Raw genomic sequence first — 21,298 nt, forward strand, 5'->3', positions numbered from 1 at the left:
TACTTAATCCCCCGCTTTGCTATCATCGAACTTATAGCCAACTCCCCAAACTGTTTGAATGACTTGTGGGCCAACTTTTTCAATCTTTTGACGCAGTTTTTTGATATGGGCATCAACCGTACGCTCGTCACCGTGGAATTCATAATCCCAAACAAGTTGCAGTAGCTGTTCTCGTGAAAAAACTTGTTTTGGTTTTTGAGCCAATGTTTTAAGCAAATCAAACTCTTTAGGAGTTAGATCCGGAATTAATTTATCATCTAAGTAAGCCTCTCGTGTTGAGGAACTTAATTTAAAATTATTTGTTTCCACATCAAAGTCTTCAGCTTGATCACCATTCTGTTGAGTATTATCGCCGATTGTATTCATCTGAGCACGACGATAAAGGGCCTTAATCCGCGCAATTAGTGTAATTGGACTAAACGGTTTTGTCACATAATCGTCGGCACCCATTTCTAGTCCTAATACTTGATCACTTTCTGAATCACGAGCCGTCAACATAATAATCGGGACTGTTTGAGAAATCTGACGAATTTCGAAACTAACCGTCATCCCATCTTTACCAGGTAAGTTTAAATCTAATGTAATCATATCCCAGTCGTGGGGAGTAGCCTTAAACATATCAATTGCTTCATTGCCGTCATACGCAAAATGTGCATCCCATTGTTCTTTCTTAAAAAACATCCCCATCATTTCGGATACCGATTTATTATCTTCAATCATTAAAATTTTCATTGTGGTCCCTCTTCCCTAAGTTATCCATATCACTAGTATAATTCAAACGTTCGTGTAAACCTAGAAACGTTTGGATTATTTTCTTCAGTAGCATATCAGCCTTAGATTAAGTCTACATAAAAGTTTTTGATAAGCAAGATAGTTAAAAAGTCTAATTGCACATGTTAAACTCTTTTTATAGTTGCTATCTAGGCATTTCGAAAGGAGAAATTTTATGTTACTACGAGTTCAGACCACCGATGATGAGGTACTTTATGTAAACGAAAATCAGATCGCTTATGTCAAAAAAATTGATACCCGCTTGTTGGACGAGGAAAGTAATTGGCAAGTTTTCCTTATGGATGCTGCAGAAACTAGCTTTATTATCCCACATAGCGAGTTGAAACGGCAGGAACAAGTTGTATAATATGGCTATAAGTCAAGCTAGGAAGTGATAGTTTGGAACGCGAATCCGACGACATTTGTTTCTCAGATAATAATCACGAATTTAATTTGCGAGCAGCCGGGATAATTGAAAGAAAAAATCAACTATTAGTCTGTGAAACTACCAGTCCTTCTGCCGATTTTGTTTTTATTGGCGGTCGGGTTAAGTTTGGTGAATCATCTAAAGCAGCCATCCAACGGGAGTTCAGTGAAGAACTCCACGTTAATGTTCAAATCAAACGGTTACTATGGGTAATTGAACATCAGGTCCATTTAGAAACAGAAAGTTTTCAACAAGTTATCTTGTTATACCTATTAGCTGCTGATGACTCGATTCCCGATCAGACAAATAAAGGGACTCTGACTGCTTGGAAATCTCTTTCTGAGCTCCAACAAACCAAGTTGCAACCACCTATTTTTAAATTTTTGAAGGAGCTTCCCAAAACTACGCAATATTGGCAAGATATTTCTTAACAATCATCCTTGTGTTTAATAACTTGGTTTCTCAAGTACTTTCCAATCTGAGAAGATTTGATCTGCTTTATCAAAAAATAAATCATGTTCCAGAAACGCTTTTGCCTTAAGTAATAAGGGAGAGGCGTTTTTTTCGTTTAATTCTGCTAATGGAAGGCTTAATGCGCCAAATGAATCTTGGCCACTAAAATGAACACCATTTTGCTCATTCCTCCACATTTTTTTAGAATACTAATTTTAACAAACCAGTAATTTTATGTTTAAACCACCAAAACGTTACATCAAATTCGCAAAACTCGTTGTAGGTTTCCCTTATTTTCGGTTTTAGATTATCAAATAAGCACGAGAGTTGCGAGCGCTGTCAATCAACCTATATAGTAAAATAGTACCCAAAAAAACTAACTAAGGATGTGATTTATATGCATGATGATAAGATCAAAGACGTTTTTAAACAAGATGAAAATCGCCGCGGGGCCCCCGACAGTAATATGAGTTACGATGAGCAAAATGACAATCCAATGGAACCAGGTGAAAAATCTCCTAAAGAAACACCAGACACGATTCCAAACGAAAACAACGATCAAGAAGGAAAGTACTTGCTTCATGATGAATCAAAAGATGAGGAGTAATTGAACTAAATTCGTACTTGTAATACACCAAATTTAAATCTTTAGAAATCTCATAATTTATATCTAAAAACATTTAAGGAGAACTAACATGAAAACAACAAAATTAGTGATTGGCATTCTTATGATCGTCTTAGCCGCATTTATTCTGTTCCAATCCATGTTTGCGGGAGTTGGTAACGCCATAGAAGGTAATAATCATACATCTGGTACAAGTGGCGTTTTAGTCGCCCTCTTATACATCGTTATGGGCATCGTTTATCTTGCTACCCGAAAGGCTAGAAAACTGGCCGAAAAAACTCCGGTACAATACCGAAACCTATCCGACCAGTTGGTTGCTTAAAATTCACTCCAAATTATGGGGTTCAGTTCAAATTGCTTTTTGTACGTCAATTTATTTAATTTCCACAAAAAAATAGGTTTGAGATTTTCAGCAAAACGAAAATCTCAAACCTATTTTTTTTAAAGAATTAGTTTTTCTGGCCTACTATTTACACTTTCAACAATCCGATCAACAAATATCTGAATGTGAGAACTTCTTATTTAACTTTGGAGATCTAACCTTTGCTTTAATTCTTAAAATAGTACACTATTCATATTTACTACTAATCAAAAGCGCTTCCTACTATATAAAACATTCATCACAATTATTTTTTTCGCTTACTAATATATATTGCTATACATGCAACTATTATGATTACTAAAAATGTGGTTAATACATTCAGCACCCTTTTCATCCCTCCTTAATTTCTATTATTTTTCCAAGTACCAACTTTCGTGCAATTTCATGTTTTTATTAGTTTTGCTCCAACTAGTTATTTTCACAGCACCATGTACATAATCTATTGCACCAGCTGGCGTTGATAGAATTCCGCTACAAGTAAACTTGGCATAAGCATTGACATTAGCTCCTACATGAGTTGCTGAAAAGTCTGTTGTTTTGCATGACGTAGATAATCCCGAAACATAACTATAAGAACCGGCAGTGTTCGAATATCGCATTTTGATACCACTGTTACTTAAAGTATAGTGCATATTAAGTCGTTGAGAATAAAAACCAAGCCCTTTCCAATTAACTCCGGCAGTTATTATATATTCTCGGTTCCCATAAGCCTTCGTGATATCATAGTGTCCACTTGTGGAAGATCTAAGAAGCGGTTCATTGTTTCCTATTGCTTGGTTTTCAGAGACATCTTGAGACTGTACTTGAACAGTAAATCCATTTCCTAAATTTGCCTCTTCTAAAATATAACCAGTATCATTACCTTCTGTGGTTGCTTTTTTTATCACGGACTGTGTTTCATTTAATAAAACTTCTTTTTGCTGATCTGTTAATTCAGATACTGCCCTTTCAACAGTAGTCTGGCTATTATCGCCAGCAGTTTTCTTTACTAAACTGTCATTAATTGTAGATAAATCATTTTCGGTTGAACTATCCGCATGCACTTTCATGGAGTAACCAAATATCAAAACTAAAACAGTTGACATCAATAACATTATTTTTTTCATGATATACACTCCCCCTACTGACCGGTTGTTTGAAAACGCTTTCTACAATTTATTATACACCTTAAATCATGCAATCAACCACCTTTTTTTAATGATTAATTACACATTTTATTAAAAAATCTATTTTGCGAATTTTGAGTGTTTGAATAATTATGTGTAAATGATTCATTGGGAATTAAAAAATATGTACATCAAACCGAAAACGGACACATTAGAACCGAATAAGTTTGGAATAATAAAATAAAGTTCTAAAACAGCCAAATACAAAAGGTACTTTGAATTGGTATACCTTCTCAGCCCATGAACCCGTTCACTTTAACCATCTTTTGTGCAAAAGGTTTGGATGCAAAACAGTGCATAATATTGAAAATAGCCTTCAAGATAAACCGCATAAAACCGGCATTCTGAAGGCTATTGACAGGTATTAAATTGATAAAATGGAGTCGGCGGGGATCGAACCCGCGTCCAAGCATATTGCCACCTAGATATCTACGCTCATAGTCATACTATTTAAGTTTCACTAGCCAAAACACCGTATGGCATGGTTCTCTTGACTAGCTAATCTGATTAGTCTCTTCAACTCACTTCAGATGGGAGTGCGTTGCGTAAGTCCACTTAATTTAAGACCTGTATCTAACACATGGACGATGCCAGGCAGATCTACACTAAGCTGTAATTAAGCAGCTAAAGCGTAAGAATTGTTATTATTTTTTGCAGTTATAATAAACTGAGCGTTTTAACGTAGACGCAACCTACGAAGCGCAATCCAGACTCAACCTATACCTGTCGAATCCATAACGACCCCATAACACTATTCACTATAACACAAGCATAAAAAAATCCCTACTTGCGTGGTTGTGAAGCTGAATTAGTTGCTGGAACCAGGGCAATTTGACCACGAGAAACCATTGTGACCAATAACTTATTAACAAGATCAGCATTCTGGACATTCTTAAGCAAATATTCTAACAACGCATTTTTGGTTTTTCTCATTGTAAATTCCTCCGCGATTCTTCGCATTTAATATCTAATCTAGGTACCAATGATAAGGGTTCGCTCCATAATTGTCAACCAAAAAACATCTATTTAAACCCACAATTTTACGAAAAATTAAAAATTAATGGGATCGTTTTCAATTTATTGTGGAAATTAGAATCATTTTAAATTAGAATAGAAGTATCAACAATAATATGGAGGTTCAACTATGACTGGCAATTCAAAACTAACCGCAATTCTATTCTTTATTTTCTATTTAGTTCTAACCTACTTCGTTTTTGTCCACCAAAACATGATCGCAATGTACATGATGGCCATTGGCATGTTGCTAGAGGCAACAATCAATTTATGGCACATGCTCACTCATAAATAAGTCAGGTTGGCATAGATCGCTCCGACAGTGTAAACTTAAGGTATTAGAAAACGTGGGGGTAACGGCATGTCACAAATCAGCGAATTACATCGTATCGAACTAAACACATTGAAAAAAGTGGCCGAAATTTGTGATACAAACCACATCAAATACTTTTTAATTGGTGGCTCTCTTTTGGGTGCCATCCGGCATGATGGCTTTATTCCTTGGGATGACGATGTAGATATTGGTATGCGCCGCGACGATTACGATCGGTTTGCCTCGCTAACACCTGCCCTTCTCCAAAATACGCATTACTTCATGCAGACCGCCGATACAGATCCTAATTTTGCGTTTAGCTATATGAAAATTCTTGACACTGATACCTATATCAAAGAACGAAACAACGTTAACGACGCCCGAAAAGGTGTGTTTGTAGATATCTTTCCTTTTGATAAAGTGCCCCGTCAGCCAGAAATTCGGCGGGCTGTGTATAGTCGTTTTCGCTATTTTGATGCGCGAATTTTAATCCGACTTGGCTACAACATTATCAAAACGCCCTTCCGAAAAGATCCAGAAACAAATGACCTTGATCATTATATGTCAGTTGCTAAGCTCAAAGAAAAACGCGAAAACATCATGCGTTTGTATAATAAGGAGCCTTTCCATCATTACAAAAATTATGCCTCCCAATATGCCTATGATAAGGAAGTTTTGAATCAGGCCGAAATTTCAGAACTAGTAACTCACCAATTTGAAAATATTCAGGTCAAGATTCCCGAGGCTTATGATCGCATTTTAAAACGCATGTATGATGACTACATGACATTGCCACCAGACCGTGATCAAAAAGAAAAACATGTGGATACTTTAATCGTAAACGGAAAAAACATCGAATAAAAAGAGTTATGACCTTCACAGATCATAACTCTTTTAGTTTGCAAGAATTTATCTAAACATCGTCTTAGTTGCTTTTGCCAACACTTTTGGCTGCTTTTCATAATGATGTAATGGGGTTAATTCACTGTCTGGAAGTCCCATAAAGTGGTAGACGGCCACTTGTGCACATCTGAATGAGTACTGTTCCGTAAATACCATATCAAAAGGCATTTCTGCAAATTGACTGATAAACGCTAAGTTCTTTGAGTTCTTTGGCACAACGGCTGGTCGATCTCCAACTGCTCGTCGATTGAACAACGCGCTTGCATAAGGCATGTACGCTGGAATAACATTCACAACACTAGCCATGATTTCTTCAGTATGATCGGCAATGTTGTCTCGGGCAGGATCAACCGCTGCTAAGTGGCCTAATAGCTCTTCTAGCATCTCTTTACCTGTCATCTCGATAAACGGCTTATCTACATAGTCACCGTTACGTCGTGGATACATAACGTATCCCCAGAAAACAGTTTCATTTTCTTTTTGTGCATGGAAATGGGGCTGATGATGGGCAACAATTGATAACAAATTACTGCTGTCAATCCAGGTGTTCAATGCATTCCCGGGTTCTTGTTGAGTAATTCGAGAAATTTCATTTAATAAGAAATGATTATCGGTTGTAACTGTAAAACTTAACCATTCACTCTGTTTACGATCCGCAAAGAATTTATCTGGATTTCCTAAATTATAGAAGTGCTCTGTAGCTTGCTTCCAAAGAGCAGCGCTAGGGGCGTATTCCATATTTTCTTTGATTGGGGTATCAAGATCTCCAATTGATGAACTATCCGTAATTGATCCATTGGTATCAAAAACAAAGTCGTTTTCACCGATTTCAATTTCACCGGCCTTATTATCATTATCCACTTCTTCGTACTTCAAGCCGGTCACTACAATGTCATCACGCAACGGCGTATCTTTAAAAATAAATTCCGTAATTTTACGATTATCTACAAAGTTAACCCCGTGGTCTTCCAGGTATTTACGCATTGGGAGAATAATGCTTTCATACTGGTTATAAGGTGTTCGCGTCACACCCTCTAATGTATTGATCCGACTAAACTCTAAGATCATTCGGTTCATATAGCGTCGTAACTCCATAGCAGAGCTTTCCTTCTTAAAAGCAAAAGTGGTTTGCCACATGTACCAGAAGTTAGTTGTGAAAATGTGAGGGCTCTTCGCAAACCACTGTTCGATACTAATGTCATTCAGCTGTGGTTCCTTTGATTCTGGCATCATCATGAGTTTGGTTAACAACATGCGATCCTGGTTATTAAACTGCATATGATTGTAGTCTTTTTGATCGCCCTTATTGCGAATTCCGTCAACTCGGTCCATCAAACGGGCCACATCATGAGTTGGATGTGCATGGTCAAAATTTAAAATATCATCTGTAACTGACTGCCCTGGGTTATCCAGAGAAGGAACTGTCCTTAAAACATCCCACAGATTTTCATAAGTTTCCTCGTTGAGCATCCGGCCGCCCTTAGCAAGAAAACCTTTATTATTTTTTAACGCCGGATTACCATACTCACTTTCATAATCTGCAACCTTTGCGCCATCATTTGCTCCGTGTTTTTCAAGCCCAAACATCGTAATTTGGTCGCCACTCCAGCCACCATCACGAATTAAATAAATACCAGCTGCTAAATTACCAATTCCGGTTCCGATCATATATGCTTTTGCCATTATATCATCTCCTATTCGTTGTTAATATTTAAGTTTCTAAACACTTGAACACCTAACCCGGTTGGCCCGAGTGTTTATACCTCTAAGTTACGCATTTGATTCTCTAATTAATTTTACAATTCTTTCCAAACGGTCTAACGTATCATCCAAAGTTAAAAAATAATTGTTTTCCAGGCCATTTCGCATTGAGTCCACGATATGAACTGCCCACAAAATTTTTAAATGGTGGGAAACTGCCGGTTGTGAGATGTCCAACTGAGATGTTAACTCACTAACCGTCATTCCCTGTTTCAAACGAGATCCCAATAAAATAATGATTCGTTGCCGATGTTTGTCAGCCAACGCATTTAAAATATCCAGATCATTAATAAATTCATCCAAAGCCGCCTTTTGTTTTGGTTCCATTAGTACCTCTTCCATAGGCTCACCTCTATCTATATATTCAAATATTTAAATTCATGAATATAGTAACATGTATTCAAATCTTTAGCAACCGCTTACAACCAATTAAAAAATAAAAACCGCTAGCCGCTCGACTAACAGTTTCAACTCAAAATCAGGCATCGGTTGCTTCTTGTTTATCTAGGAATATGGTTGCTAACGTCCCTACCACAATAAAGATCACAAGCGACACAATCACACCAGCCCATGAGCCGCCACTTTGGACGTTACCCATGGCTCCTTTAATTGCAAGTTCCATTAAAATCCAAATTCCGGCCCCAATAATCCCCAAGACCGCACAATAAACTTGATGGGCATAACGATTTAATAAAAAATGTAAAACTTTCGCCATGAGAATCACGCCAATGACAGCACCAATGATAAACGGTAGCAAAATCATGACTGACGAAAATGCTGATTTTGCCTGATCAAACTTACCAACCAATAAAAACATCACTGTATCTAAGAGTTTGGCGACTGAATTATAGATTGTACCGTACTGGTTCACCATCATTAACATAACCGCACCAGAAATTCCGGGAATCATCATCATCGAAACCGCGAAGAATCCGGCAAATATTATTGTTGCCCAATCCGACAAACCATTTAGGTTTGTCAGAGCAACAAATTCACTAGTCCCCTCTGTTCCTTGATGACTAATGACCATGATAAAGGCAAACCCCAAAATAATAAGGGCAAGGTCCCACACTTTTAAATGTTGTTGCCGAATTTTCTTATATACAAACGGTAAAACGCCAATAACTAACCCGATAAAGAATCCATAACTCATTACTGGAAACTGTTCACACAACCACAAGACCAGTTTAGTGGATGCTAAAACCCCGACTACTGCCCCCAACATAATGGGAAGTAAAAATTTTATATTCTTACTTGGCTTGCTGCGAAATGTAGAAACTTCTTCAATCATTTTTTCGTATAACCCAACGACAACTGCAAACATGCTTCCTGAAAGCCCCGGAATTACAAGAGCAATTCCAATTAGAAAGCCTTTCATTGTGTTGATATATGCTTTTGTTTTTATTTGCTTTACCTCTTTCCTATTCTGCGTCCATTGAAGCGATATATGCTTGCTTTTGTGCTTCCCATTTTTGTTTGTCATCATCATTGATCTCACGTAAGATGTGGCACGGATTACCCACCGCAATCACGTTGTCTGGAATATTATGGGTCACAATTGATCCCGAACCAATAACGACATTATTTCCAATTGTCACGCCCGGATTAACCACCACGTTTCCGCCAATCCAAACATTATTTCCAATTGTAATTGGATAACCATACTCATATCCTTCAACTCGAACAGTCGCGTCAATCGGATGCCCGGCAGTATATAAACTTACTCGCGGTCCAAACATCACGTTATCGCCAATCGTAATTTTACCAACGTCAATAAAAATACAATCATAATTAGCATAAAAATTCTCACCAATTGTTGTGTTCAAGCCGTAATCAATATGAAATGGCGGTTCCATAAAAATATGTTCTCCGACTTCACCGAATAATTTTCCTAATAATTCTTTTCGATAAGTCATTTGCTCTTCAGTTGTCTTATTAAATAATCGGGTCAGCACCCGCCCGTGTTTAAAATCTTTCTTTAACTCCGGATCATTTGCCACGTACAGTTGGCTATTTAGCATTCTTTCTTTGTTGGTCATGAAATTTCCTCCGCATATTTAACTTGATTATATCGAAGTTTGAAACGAGTGTCATTTGAAATACTGTTTAAGTTTTTCTAAATATTTAAATTCAAAAAAACCATTATCAAAGATAATAGTTTTTAATTTAATTTACAGCATTTCACTTTTTTATACTTCGCTAAAATCAATATCCAAATCTGCCGATGCTGCCTTTTCTTCTTGTAAATATTGATTGTCCAACATCTTAATAAATGGATAGTAAATAATGATTCCAAGAATGATTTCAAACAACTGTAACACAGAACCTGTCCAACTTCCCGTAGAGAGCCAGCCAGAAATAATTGGTGGCGTTGTCCAAGGAAGCAGGACCCCATTTGTATGTGGCACCCATCCCCAAGTCATTACTAAACCTGATATAATCGTGTTTAACGTTGGAATAATAATAAAAGGAATCGCAATAATGGGATTCAAAACCACTGGTAGTCCAAAAATAATTGGTTCATTAATTCCAAAGATACCCGGAATAATGGCTAACTTCCCTAACTGACGAACTCGATTCGATTTACAAATGACTAACATGACAATTAATAAGGATAAAGTACTTCCTCCACCACCATAAGTGGTAAAGATATCAATAAATGGTTGCGTAAAAATATGAGGTAAGGCTAAATGATTTTGAAAAGCCTGTAAATTATCTTGCGTCAAAACAAAGAAGATCGGTGACCAAACCGCATTTGTGATGGTTGGTCCATTGATTCCAAAACACCATAGCAAGCTGGCCAAGAAATTATACAAGATTACTGAAGGCATTGAATTTCCGACATTTTTTAAAGGAGCCTGAAGCATTGTATAAATAAAATTATAAACAGTATCAAAATCAGTTAAACTAAACAGAATTCGAATAACGAAAAAAGTAAAAATAACTAACGCACTTGGCAGTAAGGCATCAAATGATTGCGAAACTGCGGGAGGTACTCCTTCTGGCATTTTAATCGTCCAGTGTCGTTTAATTGCAAAACGATATAATTCAACACTAATCAGCGCAATGAAAATTCCGAGGAAAATCCCATTTGGTCCTAAGTACATGGTCTCAACAGCACCATAAGTTGTTTTTCCAACCTTTAATGTTGTGGGTGTCAAAATCAAGAAAGAAATAATTGCCACTGCACTTGCATTTACAGCCTGAAGTCCACGATTTTTGCCATAAGCATAAGCAATCCCAAAACAACCGAGTAACCCAGTAAAACTAAATACTGAATTGGATACGGAACTAAACCATTCACTCCAATGAGGTCCCAAAATTCCCGTCCAAAAATTACTCCAACCAGGAATTGGAAAGTTTCCAATCAACAGGAAAAATGAGGTCACAATAATTAAAGGGGTAATGATTAAAAATCCGTCACGTAACGAACGTAACACAACATTATTGCCTAATTTAGTTGCAATTGGCATTAAGATCTTTTCAGCTCTATTTTGCATTAGTCTCACTCCATTCTATTGATAACAGTACTGTTGTTTGAACTCTGTCATATCTACTTTTTTTGAAGCTAACTGACAGCCTTTTGTAATATTTTTCAACGCATCGGACAATCCGGTCCCCCCTTTTTTGGGGACCTTAACAATGGTCAAATTCTGTTTGTATTGTGCAATCAAGTCGGCATTTTTCTCAATCGCTGTCGCCACTAAAACTGGAATGATTGTTTTTTCTTGAAAAGCTTGCGCCAACTCGCAACCCATCGTTGAAAACTCGGGATAGTCATAGGTTGGTCCAATGACAACCACATCAGCATCCATCTTTTCAGCCATTTTAGTAAATTTACTTTGAACCAGATCTTTATTTTCCTGATAATAATCAGTTCCACAATAAAATGTTCCTAACACTTCACCGTCAACTTTTTTCAAACTTTTCTCTAACGTATCCGCACTGCCCATGGCAATTCTCTTTCCTCCAAATACAGTGTCTGCACGTTCTTTACCGCCTAATCCTGATTGAATCTGATCTAATATGATAATGACTTTCATATCAAAACCTCCTCGAATTTTTATTCAACAGGCGCTTTAATTCTTTTTTCATAAGCATCTAACCACGCTTGTGTGATCGGCTCAATAATTGTCGTTTGATCTGATCCTGGGTTAGCCATTAGAATCCGAGATGCCTTTTGCTCGTTACCAACACTAAAAGTAAATTCGACGTTGGTAGCTACACCCCACTCCCCCTTATGGTTCATTGCAACTAATGAAAATTCTCCAGCTTTACCATAGCGTTTCTTTAGTTTTTCAATGAATGGATAAACCGCTTGGTCACAAGCCTCTTGAGGAGTTTTGCCATCAGCCATTAGTCTCACAATTTCATAAGAAAGACAGCCCTTCATAATGTCTTCCCCTAACCCAGTTGCAGCAGCACCGCCAACTTCGCTATCGACATAAAATCCTGATCCAGATAAAGGTGAATCACCTATTCGTCCAGCTTTTTTCATGAATAATCCTGATGTTGAAGTTGCGGCGGCCATTGATCCTTGCAAATCTAAGGTAATTGCACCGACTGTATCATGGCCATCATATGGATTAAGATTCTTTTCTCGCATCTCTTTCAACCGATTTTGCCAAATCTTTCTTGCGCGCGGTGTTAACATATTTACAATTTCAAAATCATTTTGCATTGCATATTGTGTGGCTCCTGATCCGACCCTAAAACTGTTGAAATGATCGTGACTCAGGCTACGGGCTACCGAAACAGCATGTTTCACATTTTGAATGCCGGCCACAGCACCAATCGCAAAACTGTCACCGTTCATAAATGCAGCATCCATTTCAACGACCCCTTGTTCATTGGGTAATCCGCCATAACCAACTGATTTGTAATATGTATACGCTTCGACCGTATTAATTAATGCTTCCACTGCATCCCCTGCTGTGCCTTGTTTTTTTAACAACTCATTCGCTTTAATTACGCCCTCATGAGCCATCCGCCAAGTGGCGATTGTTCCATATGTCATCTAATCATCCTTTCCCTGTCCTAGTGCCACCATTGCGTTCATATAAATTTCCATATTTGCCAATAAATCTTGTTCGTCCATATATTCATCTTGCTTATGGGCAATCCCTTTTTGACCCGGAAACGAAGGCCCGAAAGCAATAATATTGGGCACTTCTCGCGCATATGTTGCACCAGTGGTCGTAACTGGAGTCCCATCTAAACCAGTAGCTTGTTCATACGCAACTGAAAGCTGTTTGATCCAAAACTGGTCTTTTGAATGCATAACTCCTGGCATTGACCGCACAATTTCAATGGTACTTTTGGGTAAAACATGTTTTTGAATTCCTTTTGTAACTTGATCCTCCGTTACAGAGACTGGATAGCGAATAGCGATAAACAAAACCAAACTATCTGATTGGATTTCCAGTTTGTAAGGCGTCATAATCAACCTGCCACTGTCTTCATCCGCAAATTCAACTCCGAGTCCAATTCCATAATGTTCACCATGCAAACTCGCTAACCAGTGGAAGTAGTCGCCTAGTTGACCTTTAAACGATTGATTATCATCAAGCTCCTTAGCTAATAAAGTTAAAGCATTTTCTCCCATTTCTGGCGCATTAGAAGGTGAACGTTTACCATTTATCATCATTTCTTTTTGATTAATCAATGCCTTTACTGAATCCGGGACATGATCAGAGGATTGTGCTTCTGGATTAAGTATTTTAAATTGTTTAAGTTCATCCTTGTTAATTGGCGTTTTAATAGCATAATTCACAATTCCTCGTTCTCCATACACGGCGGGATACTTGCAATCAGGTGTAAAACCATACATGGGTGCCGATTCCTCAGCTAAATACTTGCTCATGTCTGCGCTTCCATTTTCTTCGTCAGATCCAAATACTAACCGAATTGTATGGTCCATCGTGACGCCCATATCCTTCAATAGTTTCATTCCGTACAAGCATGCCATACTAGGCCCTTTATTATCTAAGATTCCTCGTCCATAAAATCGATCACCACGCTTAGTCAAATCAAACGGTGGCATTGACCAGTTCGTACCTGCTGGCACAACATCCAAATGTCCAAAAATACCAATGTAATGGTCATCGTCATCCCCCCACTGTACATAGGCGGCTGCATCATTAATAATTCCGGTCTTGAAACCATAACTGCGACCCACTTTAACCACTAATTCCAAGGCTTGTTTTGGCCCCTTGCCAAACGGTGCATTGTCACTTGGATTACTCTTGACACTCTGAACTTGCATCATTTTCTGGAGCATTTGCAAAAAATCAGGTTCCTGACTAGTAATAACTGATCGAAATTTATTTTCCATCTGATCAGATTCCTCCCATCAAAGTTTGTTACGTACTAATGTTGTTTTGAAACGGTATTTATCAGCACGATAATAAGAATTATCAAAAAATATTGGTTTAGCATCCGCAGTATAAGTTATGGATTGTACTTTTAGTAATGGACTATCGACTGGAATCTTCATGAGTTCTCCAATTCTCTTATCAGTCAACATTGCCTCAATTTCTTGATTCGAATACATGATTGGCTCATGCTGTTCAATAATGGCAAATAAAGATCCAGTAAAATCATCTGCCGATTTACCTGCCACTAAAGTTTCTGGAATATAGATTTGCTCTATTGTCATTGGATCATCATTCCAATAACGCCGCCGAACTAATTCATAAATAGATTCTTTAGTCGCTGTTTTCATTTGCAACGCCTGTAGGACCTCATCACTAGGATGGAGAACCTTTTGAAATAACAGGACCTCAGTATGGCTCTTCTTTCCATAGGCTTCAGAAGCCTCGGTGAATCCTTGCAAACCCAAACGCCCACTCTCAACTTTGGGAGTGTCCATGACATACGTCCCTTTCCCGCGACTTTTAACCAAGATATGTGCTTCTATTAATGATTCAATTGCCTTTCTAACTGTTAAACGACTCACTTTAAACTCATCGGCAAGGTCATATTCAGAGGGTAACTTCTGTTTAGTGCCATAAATGCCATCCTCAACTCGCTGTTTAAGTACCGCAGCAACTCGTTTAAATTTTGCTTCTTGCATAGCATCGTTCCTCTCCGTCAGATAGTATGTACTGTTTAGTATATACTATCACGTTAGGTACATAATTTCACGAAATATGATAGCGATACCATGTGTTTATTTTTAGATCTGAACTTAAGCAAAAAAAGCCTATAAACATGATACAATGTATGTAAGCGCTAAAATTAGCTAACTAGTATGGTGCTTTAAAAATCAAAAAGAGGTTACTTATATGCCAATTCGTTTAATAGCTTTAGATGTCGATGATACTCTCCTAAATTCCAAGGGTGAGCTTTTACCCAGCACCATTACAGCAGTTAAGGCAGCTATTGCTCAAGGAATTAAAGTCGTGCTCTGTACTGGCCGTCCCCTTGTCGGCGTTGCTCATTTTCTTCAACAATTAGAAATCTATGGTGATGATCAATATGTAATTACTTATAATGGTGCTGTCATTGAATCTGTAGCTGGAAAAGTAATCGCAAAGCACCTTGTTGAAAATAACTATTATCGAAAAATGACCGAATTCGGCCAACAACATCAAATTCCTTTTAATGTTTTGGATGAGGACGGTACAATTTATACCGCCGATCATGATGTAAATGCCATTACCGTCGTGCAGGCTTGGGAAAACAGTGCGGGGATTTTGATCCGCAAACCCGAAGAATTGCCGGCTAATTTCCAGATTGCCAAAGGTTTGTTTGTCGGGGACGAAAAGTTATTAGACAATATCCAACCATTGGTCACAAAAACATTCGGTGATGAACTCTCTGTCATACGTGCGGCAAAACCCTTTTTAGAGTTAATGCATCCAGGTGTGAATAAAGGTCAAGCATTAAAAAACCTGGCATCTATTTTAAAACTTGATGCAAACGACGTGATGGTCGCCGGTGATGAAGGAAATGATATCGCAATGTTCGACTATGCTGGAACCGCGGTGGCAATGGGCAACGGTAGTGACCTTGCAAAATCACATGCTAATTTCGTGACAGGTACCAATGATGACGGTGGATTGGCCAATGCCATTAAGAAATTTGCACTAGTCTAGTTTTTTCAATCAAAACAATGCTAAAAAAACTATGCCCTCTCTGAGAAGACATAGTTTTTTTAGCATAAACACAAATTTATTTGTATATTACTTTAAGTCCTTCAATATCTGCTGCCGATAAAGTTGTTTTCCCTTGATCAACCGGATACATAACTGAGTCCTTACTACCACTGTGAGCCAAGCCCAATGCATGGCCCAGTTCATGGACTGCAACTGAAAGGTGAACAGCTGATGAATAATGGGTATTCAAACTAGCACTAGCATGATTAACTGTATAAGCATTCAAACCAGTTTGTTGAATTATTTCTGGGCCACCAAGCCCTAATTCAATTACACCTTGTTGAGAAGAGGTCATGGTTTTACTATAAACAGAAAATTTAATTTGATTTTGTCTCTGTGTACCAGTACCCGCAACCAGCTTTACCAATCCCGTCTGATTATAAATTTTAACTGCTTCTAAAAAAGCATTTCGCACATTTTTAGGTACGTTAGTTGCAAAATGATAATAATAAACGTTTGACAACTTATGACCTTGAATAACATTTTCTGTCGCCGTTGCGTTTTGCGTGGTAGTGTTGGCGCTAGAACTATTTGAAGCGTTACTATTCGGATCAACTTTAATTTCATTGGTTATTGGCTGTGAATTTATAGCAGAGATAACCTTGCTAATTTCTTGCTTGCTATCGGCATATAGGTTTTTTGCTGTCTCTTGAATATTTGTTTTTGTCGAGAAATACAATCCGGCAATAATAATTATTATCCATACAAAAGCTCTACGTCTCACGATTATCCCCCACTTTGAATTTGTGTTCACTGTTCAGTCCAAAAAGTATAGCACGTCTGGATTGTTTTTCCCGCAATCTCATTTAACTTAAAAAAATCCTAATTTTTATAGAAAACAAAAAAGCTGCTATACCAGCGTTTTAACGCTGTATAACAACTTTTAGTCATTCAATACTGCTCCGGCTGGGATCGAACCAGCGACCTCTTGATTAACAGTCAATTATTCTACCGCTGAACTACGGAGCAATTACTTAATTACCATGTATATATTTATATCATGGAACCCACAGACTTGTCAACTAAATTCTAATAATTGCCTAATTATTTCTAGATTTTTGCGCCATGTAATTATGATATATGATTTTCCTTCAAAACAGCGTTAAAATCAATCATTATTTTTTCGTCTTTTTTCCACTCTTCCCAGTGATCCATATCTTCATCTGGAATTTCATAACGCTCGTTTATATAATCCTCATAGTTCACCACATGGGCTGAATGGGGAATATTCAGCTGTAAAATTCGAACTTCCTTAATAAAGTTACGTTCTGAAGCCAATTCGGCACGGCCATTCATAACCATGTCTGCAATTTCCAAATATTTAGAATTATCATTTCGCGTAATTTCTTCAATCAACGTAAAAGTTTGTTTACTCACAGCTATCACTCCTCATATTCAGTATAAGGGTAATTCCCTTTGGTAAGCAAGGCGTTTTACGTTAAAGTTCACAAAAAAAGGATGTGTCTAAGCTTTATAGCTTAAACACACCTTTTTGGCATAAGAGAGAAAGAGAATTGATTAAAGGTAGAGGAGATGCTCTACTACCTTTCAGAAGTAATGATACCTCTATATGTAAGCGGTGTCAAACAAATTTTTAAATTTAATCTTAATTCCACAAAAAAAATCGGAAAATTAATTCCGATCCTCACCATCTGGCGTATACACCAACTAGAGATGTCCTCCACTGTGTTCATTTGGGGTAAACAGGAAGAGGAAGTAAGTAAATGGTAAATTAAATATACCTCTTTTTCTCATTTTAGTCTAGTGAATTTTAATTATTTGTTCATAATTTCTTAATTAAGCACTCAAAGCACTTCCGTAAATCCAACCCAATAATTGACCATTGTAATAACAGCGGTAATATGGCGTTTTTGTTCCTTCAATAACGCCTGTCATATCTACTTGGACAGTTTTGCCTGCGTATGACTTACCAGTATACCTGCGTTTAGACGCATAGTTACTTTTAGGAATATGTGTGTAAAAATCATGCCCAGGCACAGCCTTGACTGTTCTGTCAGAGTTTGACTTGTATACGTAGTATTTAGATAACGAACACCTGTCAAAGCTCCGCCATAAACCCAGCCAATTAGCTTTCCGTTGTAATAGCAACGATAATATGGTGTCTTTGTGCCAGCACGAACAGCTTGATTATCAATCGTCACATTTTTACCGCGATAAGTTGTGCCATAATGTGTGCGTTTTGTAGAATAAACACTGGAAGTTACATGATTGTAAAAATCGTTCTTTGGTGAATTACTCACTGTAGCAACTTTATATGTGGAAGTATATTTTGTCACATTTACAACTGCCGTCGAATAAATCCAGCCAATAAGTTTTCCTTTGTAATAACAACGATAGTACGGCGTTTTGGTACCCTTTTTAACACCCGAATTATCAATTGTTATCGTTTTACCCTTATAAGTCGTCCCATAATGGGTAAGTTTAGAACTGTAAGTACTTCCGGGAATATGATTATAAAAATTATGCCCCGGACTTAGCTTAACTTGCTTCGACATATTTTGCTTAGTGTATTTGACGCTCACACCATCAATCAAATTGTGTAAATTATAACCCTTAATAATGCTAATTAAACTTTTCGCATAAGAAGGCGCTGTTGCATACCGACCCGTTAGGTAATTAGCCGCTGCTTCAGGCGTTTTAGCATTCTCTTTCCAAGTTCCCTTGTAATAAGAAGAGTTCCAAGCCGTTCCATTTCGTAAAACTTTTCCATTGTCATTTAAGGAAGCTTTGACATTAGGATATTTACGAAAGGCTGCATTTGTATAATATAATTTTCCAGCTGAAGTGTATTCTGCTGTCCGCATCGTTATCGATTTACCGTTATATGTACCTTTGATCCCAAAATAATTATTACCTTTAATAGCCAATTGGCTCTGACCCCAGGCACTCTCACAAGCCGCCTGTGCCATCATCAAAGAACCATACAAATTGTACTTTGATGAAACGCTTTGAACATCAGGCTTTAGTCGCGAAATAAAAGCTTGTGGTGAATCTGCGTGAACGGTCTTTGAGTTTGAACCCAAAACAGCAACTGTCGAAAGTAATATTAAGAATGAAATAAATGGTAACCACCGTTTATGCATACTGTTTCCCCCGTATCGTAATGATCTTAACTATTAGTATATAACTTTCGCCGGTAAATCTTAATGCATTTAATCATTTTGAAATATACGTAAATTAACCACATTTTATAAATCCCTATATAACAGGCTTCTTCAAGATGTGCCAGATGAATGTAACAAAAATTTAACAATTAAATTAGCCTAATGGACAAAAAAACCTGTTGAATACCACTCAACAGGTTAGTTCGCACTATTTGTAATTTTTTATTCAACAGTGACACTTTTTGCCAAATTTCTAGGTTGATCAACATTATATCCGCGCTCCAAACTCGCGTAATAAGCCAATAATTGTGCAGGAACCACACTCACAAGGGGCAATAACAATTCTGAAAGACTCGGAATCACTATATCATCCCCAGGTTTAGCTAAATTTTTGGAAACAATTATTGAAACTTGCGCACCACGTGATTTAACTTCTTGAATATTGCTTCTTGTATGACTGGCAGTCTTTTCTTGTGTCACAATTGCAATCACTGGTGTCTTATCTTCAATTAATGCAATTGTGCCATGTTTCAATTCACCAGAAGCAAAGCCTTCAGCTTGAATATACGAAATTTCTTTTAATTTCAAAGCTGCTTCTAAGGCAACAAAGTAATCAACCCCACGTCCAATATAAAAGGCATTTCGGGTGGTTTCCAAGTCTCGATGTGCGATGGCCTTAATGGTTGCCTTCTCGTCCACAATGGCTTGAATCGCATTTGCCGCTAAGCTCAATTCATGATTCAGTTTAAAATCTTGTGCTGTTGAAATCTTTAGAGCCACGCCTAATGCTTTAGCCACTACTGCTTCAACTGCAATTTGTGCTGTATAAGCTTTGGTTGAGGCCACCGCAATTTCAGGACCTGCATTTAATAACAACTGGTAGGTTGCTTCCCTGTACAATGTAGAATTTTCGACATTAGTAATTGTCAAACTCGGTGCATGCCACTCTTCATTAGCCCGGACCAATACCTGGCGGCTATCTGCTGTTTCACCACTTTGGGTTAAGAAAATGAAAAATGGATGCTTTGACAGCATTGGGTCAGCATAGGCAAACTCAGATGCAAGAACAACTTCTGTTGGAATTTTGGTAAGCTTTTCAAATAGGCGTTGCCCGACTAACCCCGCGTGGTAGCTTGTTCCGGCTCCGACAATATAAAGTCGATCGGCCTTTTGCATTTCTGCTAATAAATTGGCTGGCAAAAGTGGCATATCATCTGTATCAAAATAAGCATTTTGAATCCGATGTAACACTGCCGGCTGCTCGTCGACCTCTTTGAGCATATAGTATGGATAAGTGCCCCGATCAGCCTCTTTGGGATCTAAATCAACGTGGAAAGATTTCCGTTGGATCGTGTCTCCATTTTGATTTGTAATCTCAACTTTTTTTGGTGTCACAACGACCATTTCACCATCATGTAACTCCAAAAAATCTTTTGTCACATTCAGCATCGCCAGAGCATCACTACAAACCACATTAAAATTCTTACCAATTCCGATCAAAAGTGGGCTTTTGTTCTTAGCTACATATAGTGTTTCTGGATCTTCGTAATCCATTAACAAGAATGCATAAGAAGATCCCTTTAACAAACTCAAAGTTTTTTTAAACGCTTCTTTGGTTGTGAGCCCATCCCGTACCACGAACCGATCTACTAATTGCACAACAACTTCTGTATCTGTTTGACTAACAAAGGTCAGGTCACTCAAATACTCTGCTTTTAATTCTTCATAATTTTCAATAACTCCATTATGCACTAAATAAAAACGTTCATCTGTGGAAAATTGTGGGTGAGCATTTTCAATACTTGGAACACCATTTGTTGCCCATCTGGTATGTCCAATCCCAGTTGTCCCTTGAATCTCGGGAGTCAGCTTTTTCTTTAGATCTGCAATTTTTCCTCTGGCCTTAACTAAATGAGCCTGTTTCTGGGCATCATTCACATAAATTCCAGCCGAATCATAACCACGATATTCAAGCTTTTCTAAACCAGAAACCAGGATTTCCACTGAATCTTTTCTTCCTGTAACACCAACAATTCCGCACATAATCAACATCCTTTACAAATAGGTTATAATTGGTCTATATAAATATCCAATATTGGTATATCCTTAATGACTATAAGAATACCGCAGTTTGCAGGTAGTGTCAACACATATATTTAATTTGGTCTTAGTCATATATTAAATTGGTCTAACTGATAA

Annotated in this window: 24 protein-coding genes, 1 tRNA gene and 1 other RNA gene; 7 read left to right on the forward strand and 19 right to left on the reverse strand. The window is 37.7% G+C overall.

What is annotated here, in order from left to right:
- Positions 1–3: 3 nt before the first annotated feature.
- Positions 4–732: a response regulator transcription factor gene (locus PI20285_RS06665; RefSeq protein WP_057772284.1), complete on the reverse strand. Its 729-nt coding sequence runs from the start codon at positions 730–732 to the stop codon at positions 4–6.
- A 214-nt stretch (positions 733–946) separates the two neighbouring features.
- On the opposite strand from PI20285_RS06665, the gene PI20285_RS06670 reads away from it, so the two are divergent.
- The 4 genes from PI20285_RS06670 (at position 947) to PI20285_RS06690 (ending at position 2,598) form a co-directional block, all read left to right on the forward strand.
- A complete protein-coding gene (locus PI20285_RS06670; RefSeq protein WP_057772282.1) occupies positions 947–1,138 on the forward strand; it encodes a hypothetical protein in 192 nt (63 codons plus the stop codon).
- 32 nt (positions 1,139–1,170) lie between these two features.
- On the forward strand, positions 1,171–1,629 hold the full coding sequence (locus PI20285_RS06675) for an NUDIX hydrolase (RefSeq protein WP_057772279.1): 459 nt from the start codon (positions 1,171–1,173) through the stop codon (positions 1,627–1,629).
- A 419-nt stretch (positions 1,630–2,048) separates the two neighbouring features.
- Entirely contained in the window at positions 2,049–2,258 is a 210-nt protein-coding gene (locus PI20285_RS06685) for a hypothetical protein (protein ID WP_057772275.1), read from the forward strand.
- Positions 2,259–2,346: 88 nt separating this feature from the next.
- Positions 2,347–2,598: a hypothetical protein gene (locus PI20285_RS06690; protein WP_057772273.1), complete on the forward strand. Its 252-nt coding sequence runs from the start codon at positions 2,347–2,349 to the stop codon at positions 2,596–2,598.
- Between the two features lie 410 nt (positions 2,599–3,008).
- Here PI20285_RS06690 and PI20285_RS06695 read toward each other — a convergent pair whose 3' ends face one another.
- The 3 genes from PI20285_RS06695 to PI20285_RS11700 form a co-directional block, all read right to left on the reverse strand.
- The gene (locus PI20285_RS06695; protein ID WP_057772271.1) at positions 3,009–3,764 is read right to left on the reverse strand and encodes a hypothetical protein; all 756 of its coding nucleotides are present in this window, start codon (positions 3,762–3,764) and stop codon (positions 3,009–3,011) included.
- A gap of 435 nt (positions 3,765–4,199) precedes the next feature.
- Positions 4,200–4,569, reverse strand: a transfer-messenger RNA (tmRNA) gene (gene ssrA, locus PI20285_RS06700).
- Between the two features lie 38 nt (positions 4,570–4,607).
- Complete coding sequence (locus PI20285_RS11700; protein WP_162841290.1) at positions 4,608–4,757, reverse strand: hypothetical protein; 150 nt, start codon at positions 4,755–4,757, stop codon at positions 4,608–4,610.
- A gap of 211 nt (positions 4,758–4,968) precedes the next feature.
- On the opposite strand from PI20285_RS11700, the gene PI20285_RS11705 reads away from it, so the two are divergent.
- Both PI20285_RS11705 and PI20285_RS06705 read left to right on the forward strand, forming a co-directional pair.
- Positions 4,969–5,133 (forward strand): hypothetical protein, encoded by a 165-nt coding sequence (locus tag PI20285_RS11705; RefSeq protein ID WP_169790700.1) that lies wholly within the window; start codon positions 4,969–4,971, stop codon positions 5,131–5,133.
- A gap of 66 nt (positions 5,134–5,199) precedes the next feature.
- Positions 5,200–6,012: a LicD family protein gene (locus PI20285_RS06705; RefSeq protein WP_057772267.1), complete on the forward strand. Its 813-nt coding sequence runs from the start codon at positions 5,200–5,202 to the stop codon at positions 6,010–6,012.
- A gap of 48 nt (positions 6,013–6,060) precedes the next feature.
- On the opposite strand, the gene PI20285_RS06710 is transcribed toward PI20285_RS06705, so the two are convergent.
- The 9 genes from PI20285_RS06710 to PI20285_RS06750 form a co-directional block, all read right to left on the reverse strand.
- On the reverse strand, positions 6,061–7,737 hold the full coding sequence (locus tag PI20285_RS06710; protein WP_057772265.1) for an oleate hydratase: 1,677 nt from the start codon (positions 7,735–7,737) through the stop codon (positions 6,061–6,063).
- An 87-nt stretch (positions 7,738–7,824) separates the two neighbouring features.
- Positions 7,825–8,157: an ArsR/SmtB family transcription factor gene (locus PI20285_RS06715; RefSeq protein WP_057772263.1), complete on the reverse strand. Its 333-nt coding sequence runs from the start codon at positions 8,155–8,157 to the stop codon at positions 7,825–7,827.
- A gap of 136 nt (positions 8,158–8,293) precedes the next feature.
- A complete protein-coding gene (locus PI20285_RS06720) occupies positions 8,294–9,193 on the reverse strand; it encodes a DUF368 domain-containing protein (RefSeq protein WP_158694980.1) in 900 nt (299 codons plus the stop codon).
- A gap of 43 nt (positions 9,194–9,236) precedes the next feature.
- The gene (locus PI20285_RS06725; RefSeq protein WP_057772259.1) at positions 9,237–9,854 is read right to left on the reverse strand and encodes a sugar O-acetyltransferase; all 618 of its coding nucleotides are present in this window, start codon (positions 9,852–9,854) and stop codon (positions 9,237–9,239) included.
- A 150-nt stretch (positions 9,855–10,004) separates the two neighbouring features.
- Positions 10,005–11,315: a PTS sugar transporter subunit IIC gene (locus PI20285_RS06730; RefSeq protein ID WP_057772257.1), complete on the reverse strand. Its 1,311-nt coding sequence runs from the start codon at positions 11,313–11,315 to the stop codon at positions 10,005–10,007.
- A 15-nt stretch (positions 11,316–11,330) separates the two neighbouring features.
- Entirely contained in the window at positions 11,331–11,858 is a 528-nt protein-coding gene (locus PI20285_RS06735; RefSeq protein ID WP_057772255.1) for a GrdB-related putative oxidoreductase, read from the reverse strand.
- 20 nt (positions 11,859–11,878) lie between these two features.
- Entirely contained in the window at positions 11,879–12,832 is a 954-nt protein-coding gene (locus tag PI20285_RS06740) for a glycosylasparaginase (protein ID WP_057772253.1), read from the reverse strand.
- Entirely contained in the window at positions 12,833–14,149 is a 1,317-nt protein-coding gene (locus PI20285_RS06745; protein WP_057772251.1) for a Sapep family Mn(2+)-dependent dipeptidase, read from the reverse strand.
- An 18-nt stretch (positions 14,150–14,167) separates the two neighbouring features.
- Positions 14,168–14,890: a GntR family transcriptional regulator, LSA1692 subfamily gene (locus PI20285_RS06750; RefSeq protein ID WP_057772249.1), complete on the reverse strand. Its 723-nt coding sequence runs from the start codon at positions 14,888–14,890 to the stop codon at positions 14,168–14,170.
- A gap of 211 nt (positions 14,891–15,101) precedes the next feature.
- Between PI20285_RS06750 and PI20285_RS06755 the strand changes: the two genes are divergently transcribed.
- A complete protein-coding gene (locus PI20285_RS06755; protein ID WP_057772247.1) occupies positions 15,102–15,914 on the forward strand; it encodes a Cof-type HAD-IIB family hydrolase in 813 nt (270 codons plus the stop codon).
- Between the two features lie 76 nt (positions 15,915–15,990).
- On the opposite strand, the gene PI20285_RS06760 is transcribed toward PI20285_RS06755, so the two are convergent.
- The 6 genes from PI20285_RS06760 to glmS all read right to left on the reverse strand — a co-directional run bounded on the left by PI20285_RS06760 (position 15,991) and on the right by glmS (position 21,142).
- Positions 15,991–16,698 carry a matrixin family metalloprotease gene (locus PI20285_RS06760; protein WP_236698812.1) on the reverse strand — a complete coding sequence of 236 codons (708 nt, stop codon included), beginning with the start codon at positions 16,696–16,698 and terminating at the stop codon, positions 15,991–15,993.
- A gap of 173 nt (positions 16,699–16,871) precedes the next feature.
- A tRNA-Asn gene (locus tag PI20285_RS06765) sits at positions 16,872–16,943 on the reverse strand.
- Between the two features lie 102 nt (positions 16,944–17,045).
- The gene (locus PI20285_RS06770) at positions 17,046–17,351 is read right to left on the reverse strand and encodes a hypothetical protein (protein ID WP_057772246.1); all 306 of its coding nucleotides are present in this window, start codon (positions 17,349–17,351) and stop codon (positions 17,046–17,048) included.
- 420 nt (positions 17,352–17,771) lie between these two features.
- Positions 17,772–17,945, reverse strand: a complete 174-nt coding sequence (locus tag PI20285_RS12085) for a GW dipeptide domain-containing protein (protein WP_236698813.1) — start codon at positions 17,943–17,945, stop codon at positions 17,772–17,774.
- On the reverse strand, positions 17,873–19,078 hold the full coding sequence (locus PI20285_RS06785; protein ID WP_057772244.1) for a glucosaminidase domain-containing protein: 1,206 nt from the start codon (positions 19,076–19,078) through the stop codon (positions 17,873–17,875). Before PI20285_RS06785 ends, PI20285_RS12085 begins: the two co-directional genes overlap by 73 nt.
- Before the next feature lie 243 nt (positions 19,079–19,321).
- Complete coding sequence (gene glmS, locus PI20285_RS06790) at positions 19,322–21,142, reverse strand: glutamine--fructose-6-phosphate transaminase (isomerizing) (protein ID WP_057772242.1); 1,821 nt, start codon at positions 21,140–21,142, stop codon at positions 19,322–19,324.
- Between the last annotated feature and the right edge of the window lie 156 nt (positions 21,143–21,298).

This window comes from Pediococcus inopinatus (assembly GCF_002982135.1).
Taxonomy (GTDB): domain Bacteria; phylum Bacillota; class Bacilli; order Lactobacillales; family Lactobacillaceae; genus Pediococcus; species Pediococcus inopinatus.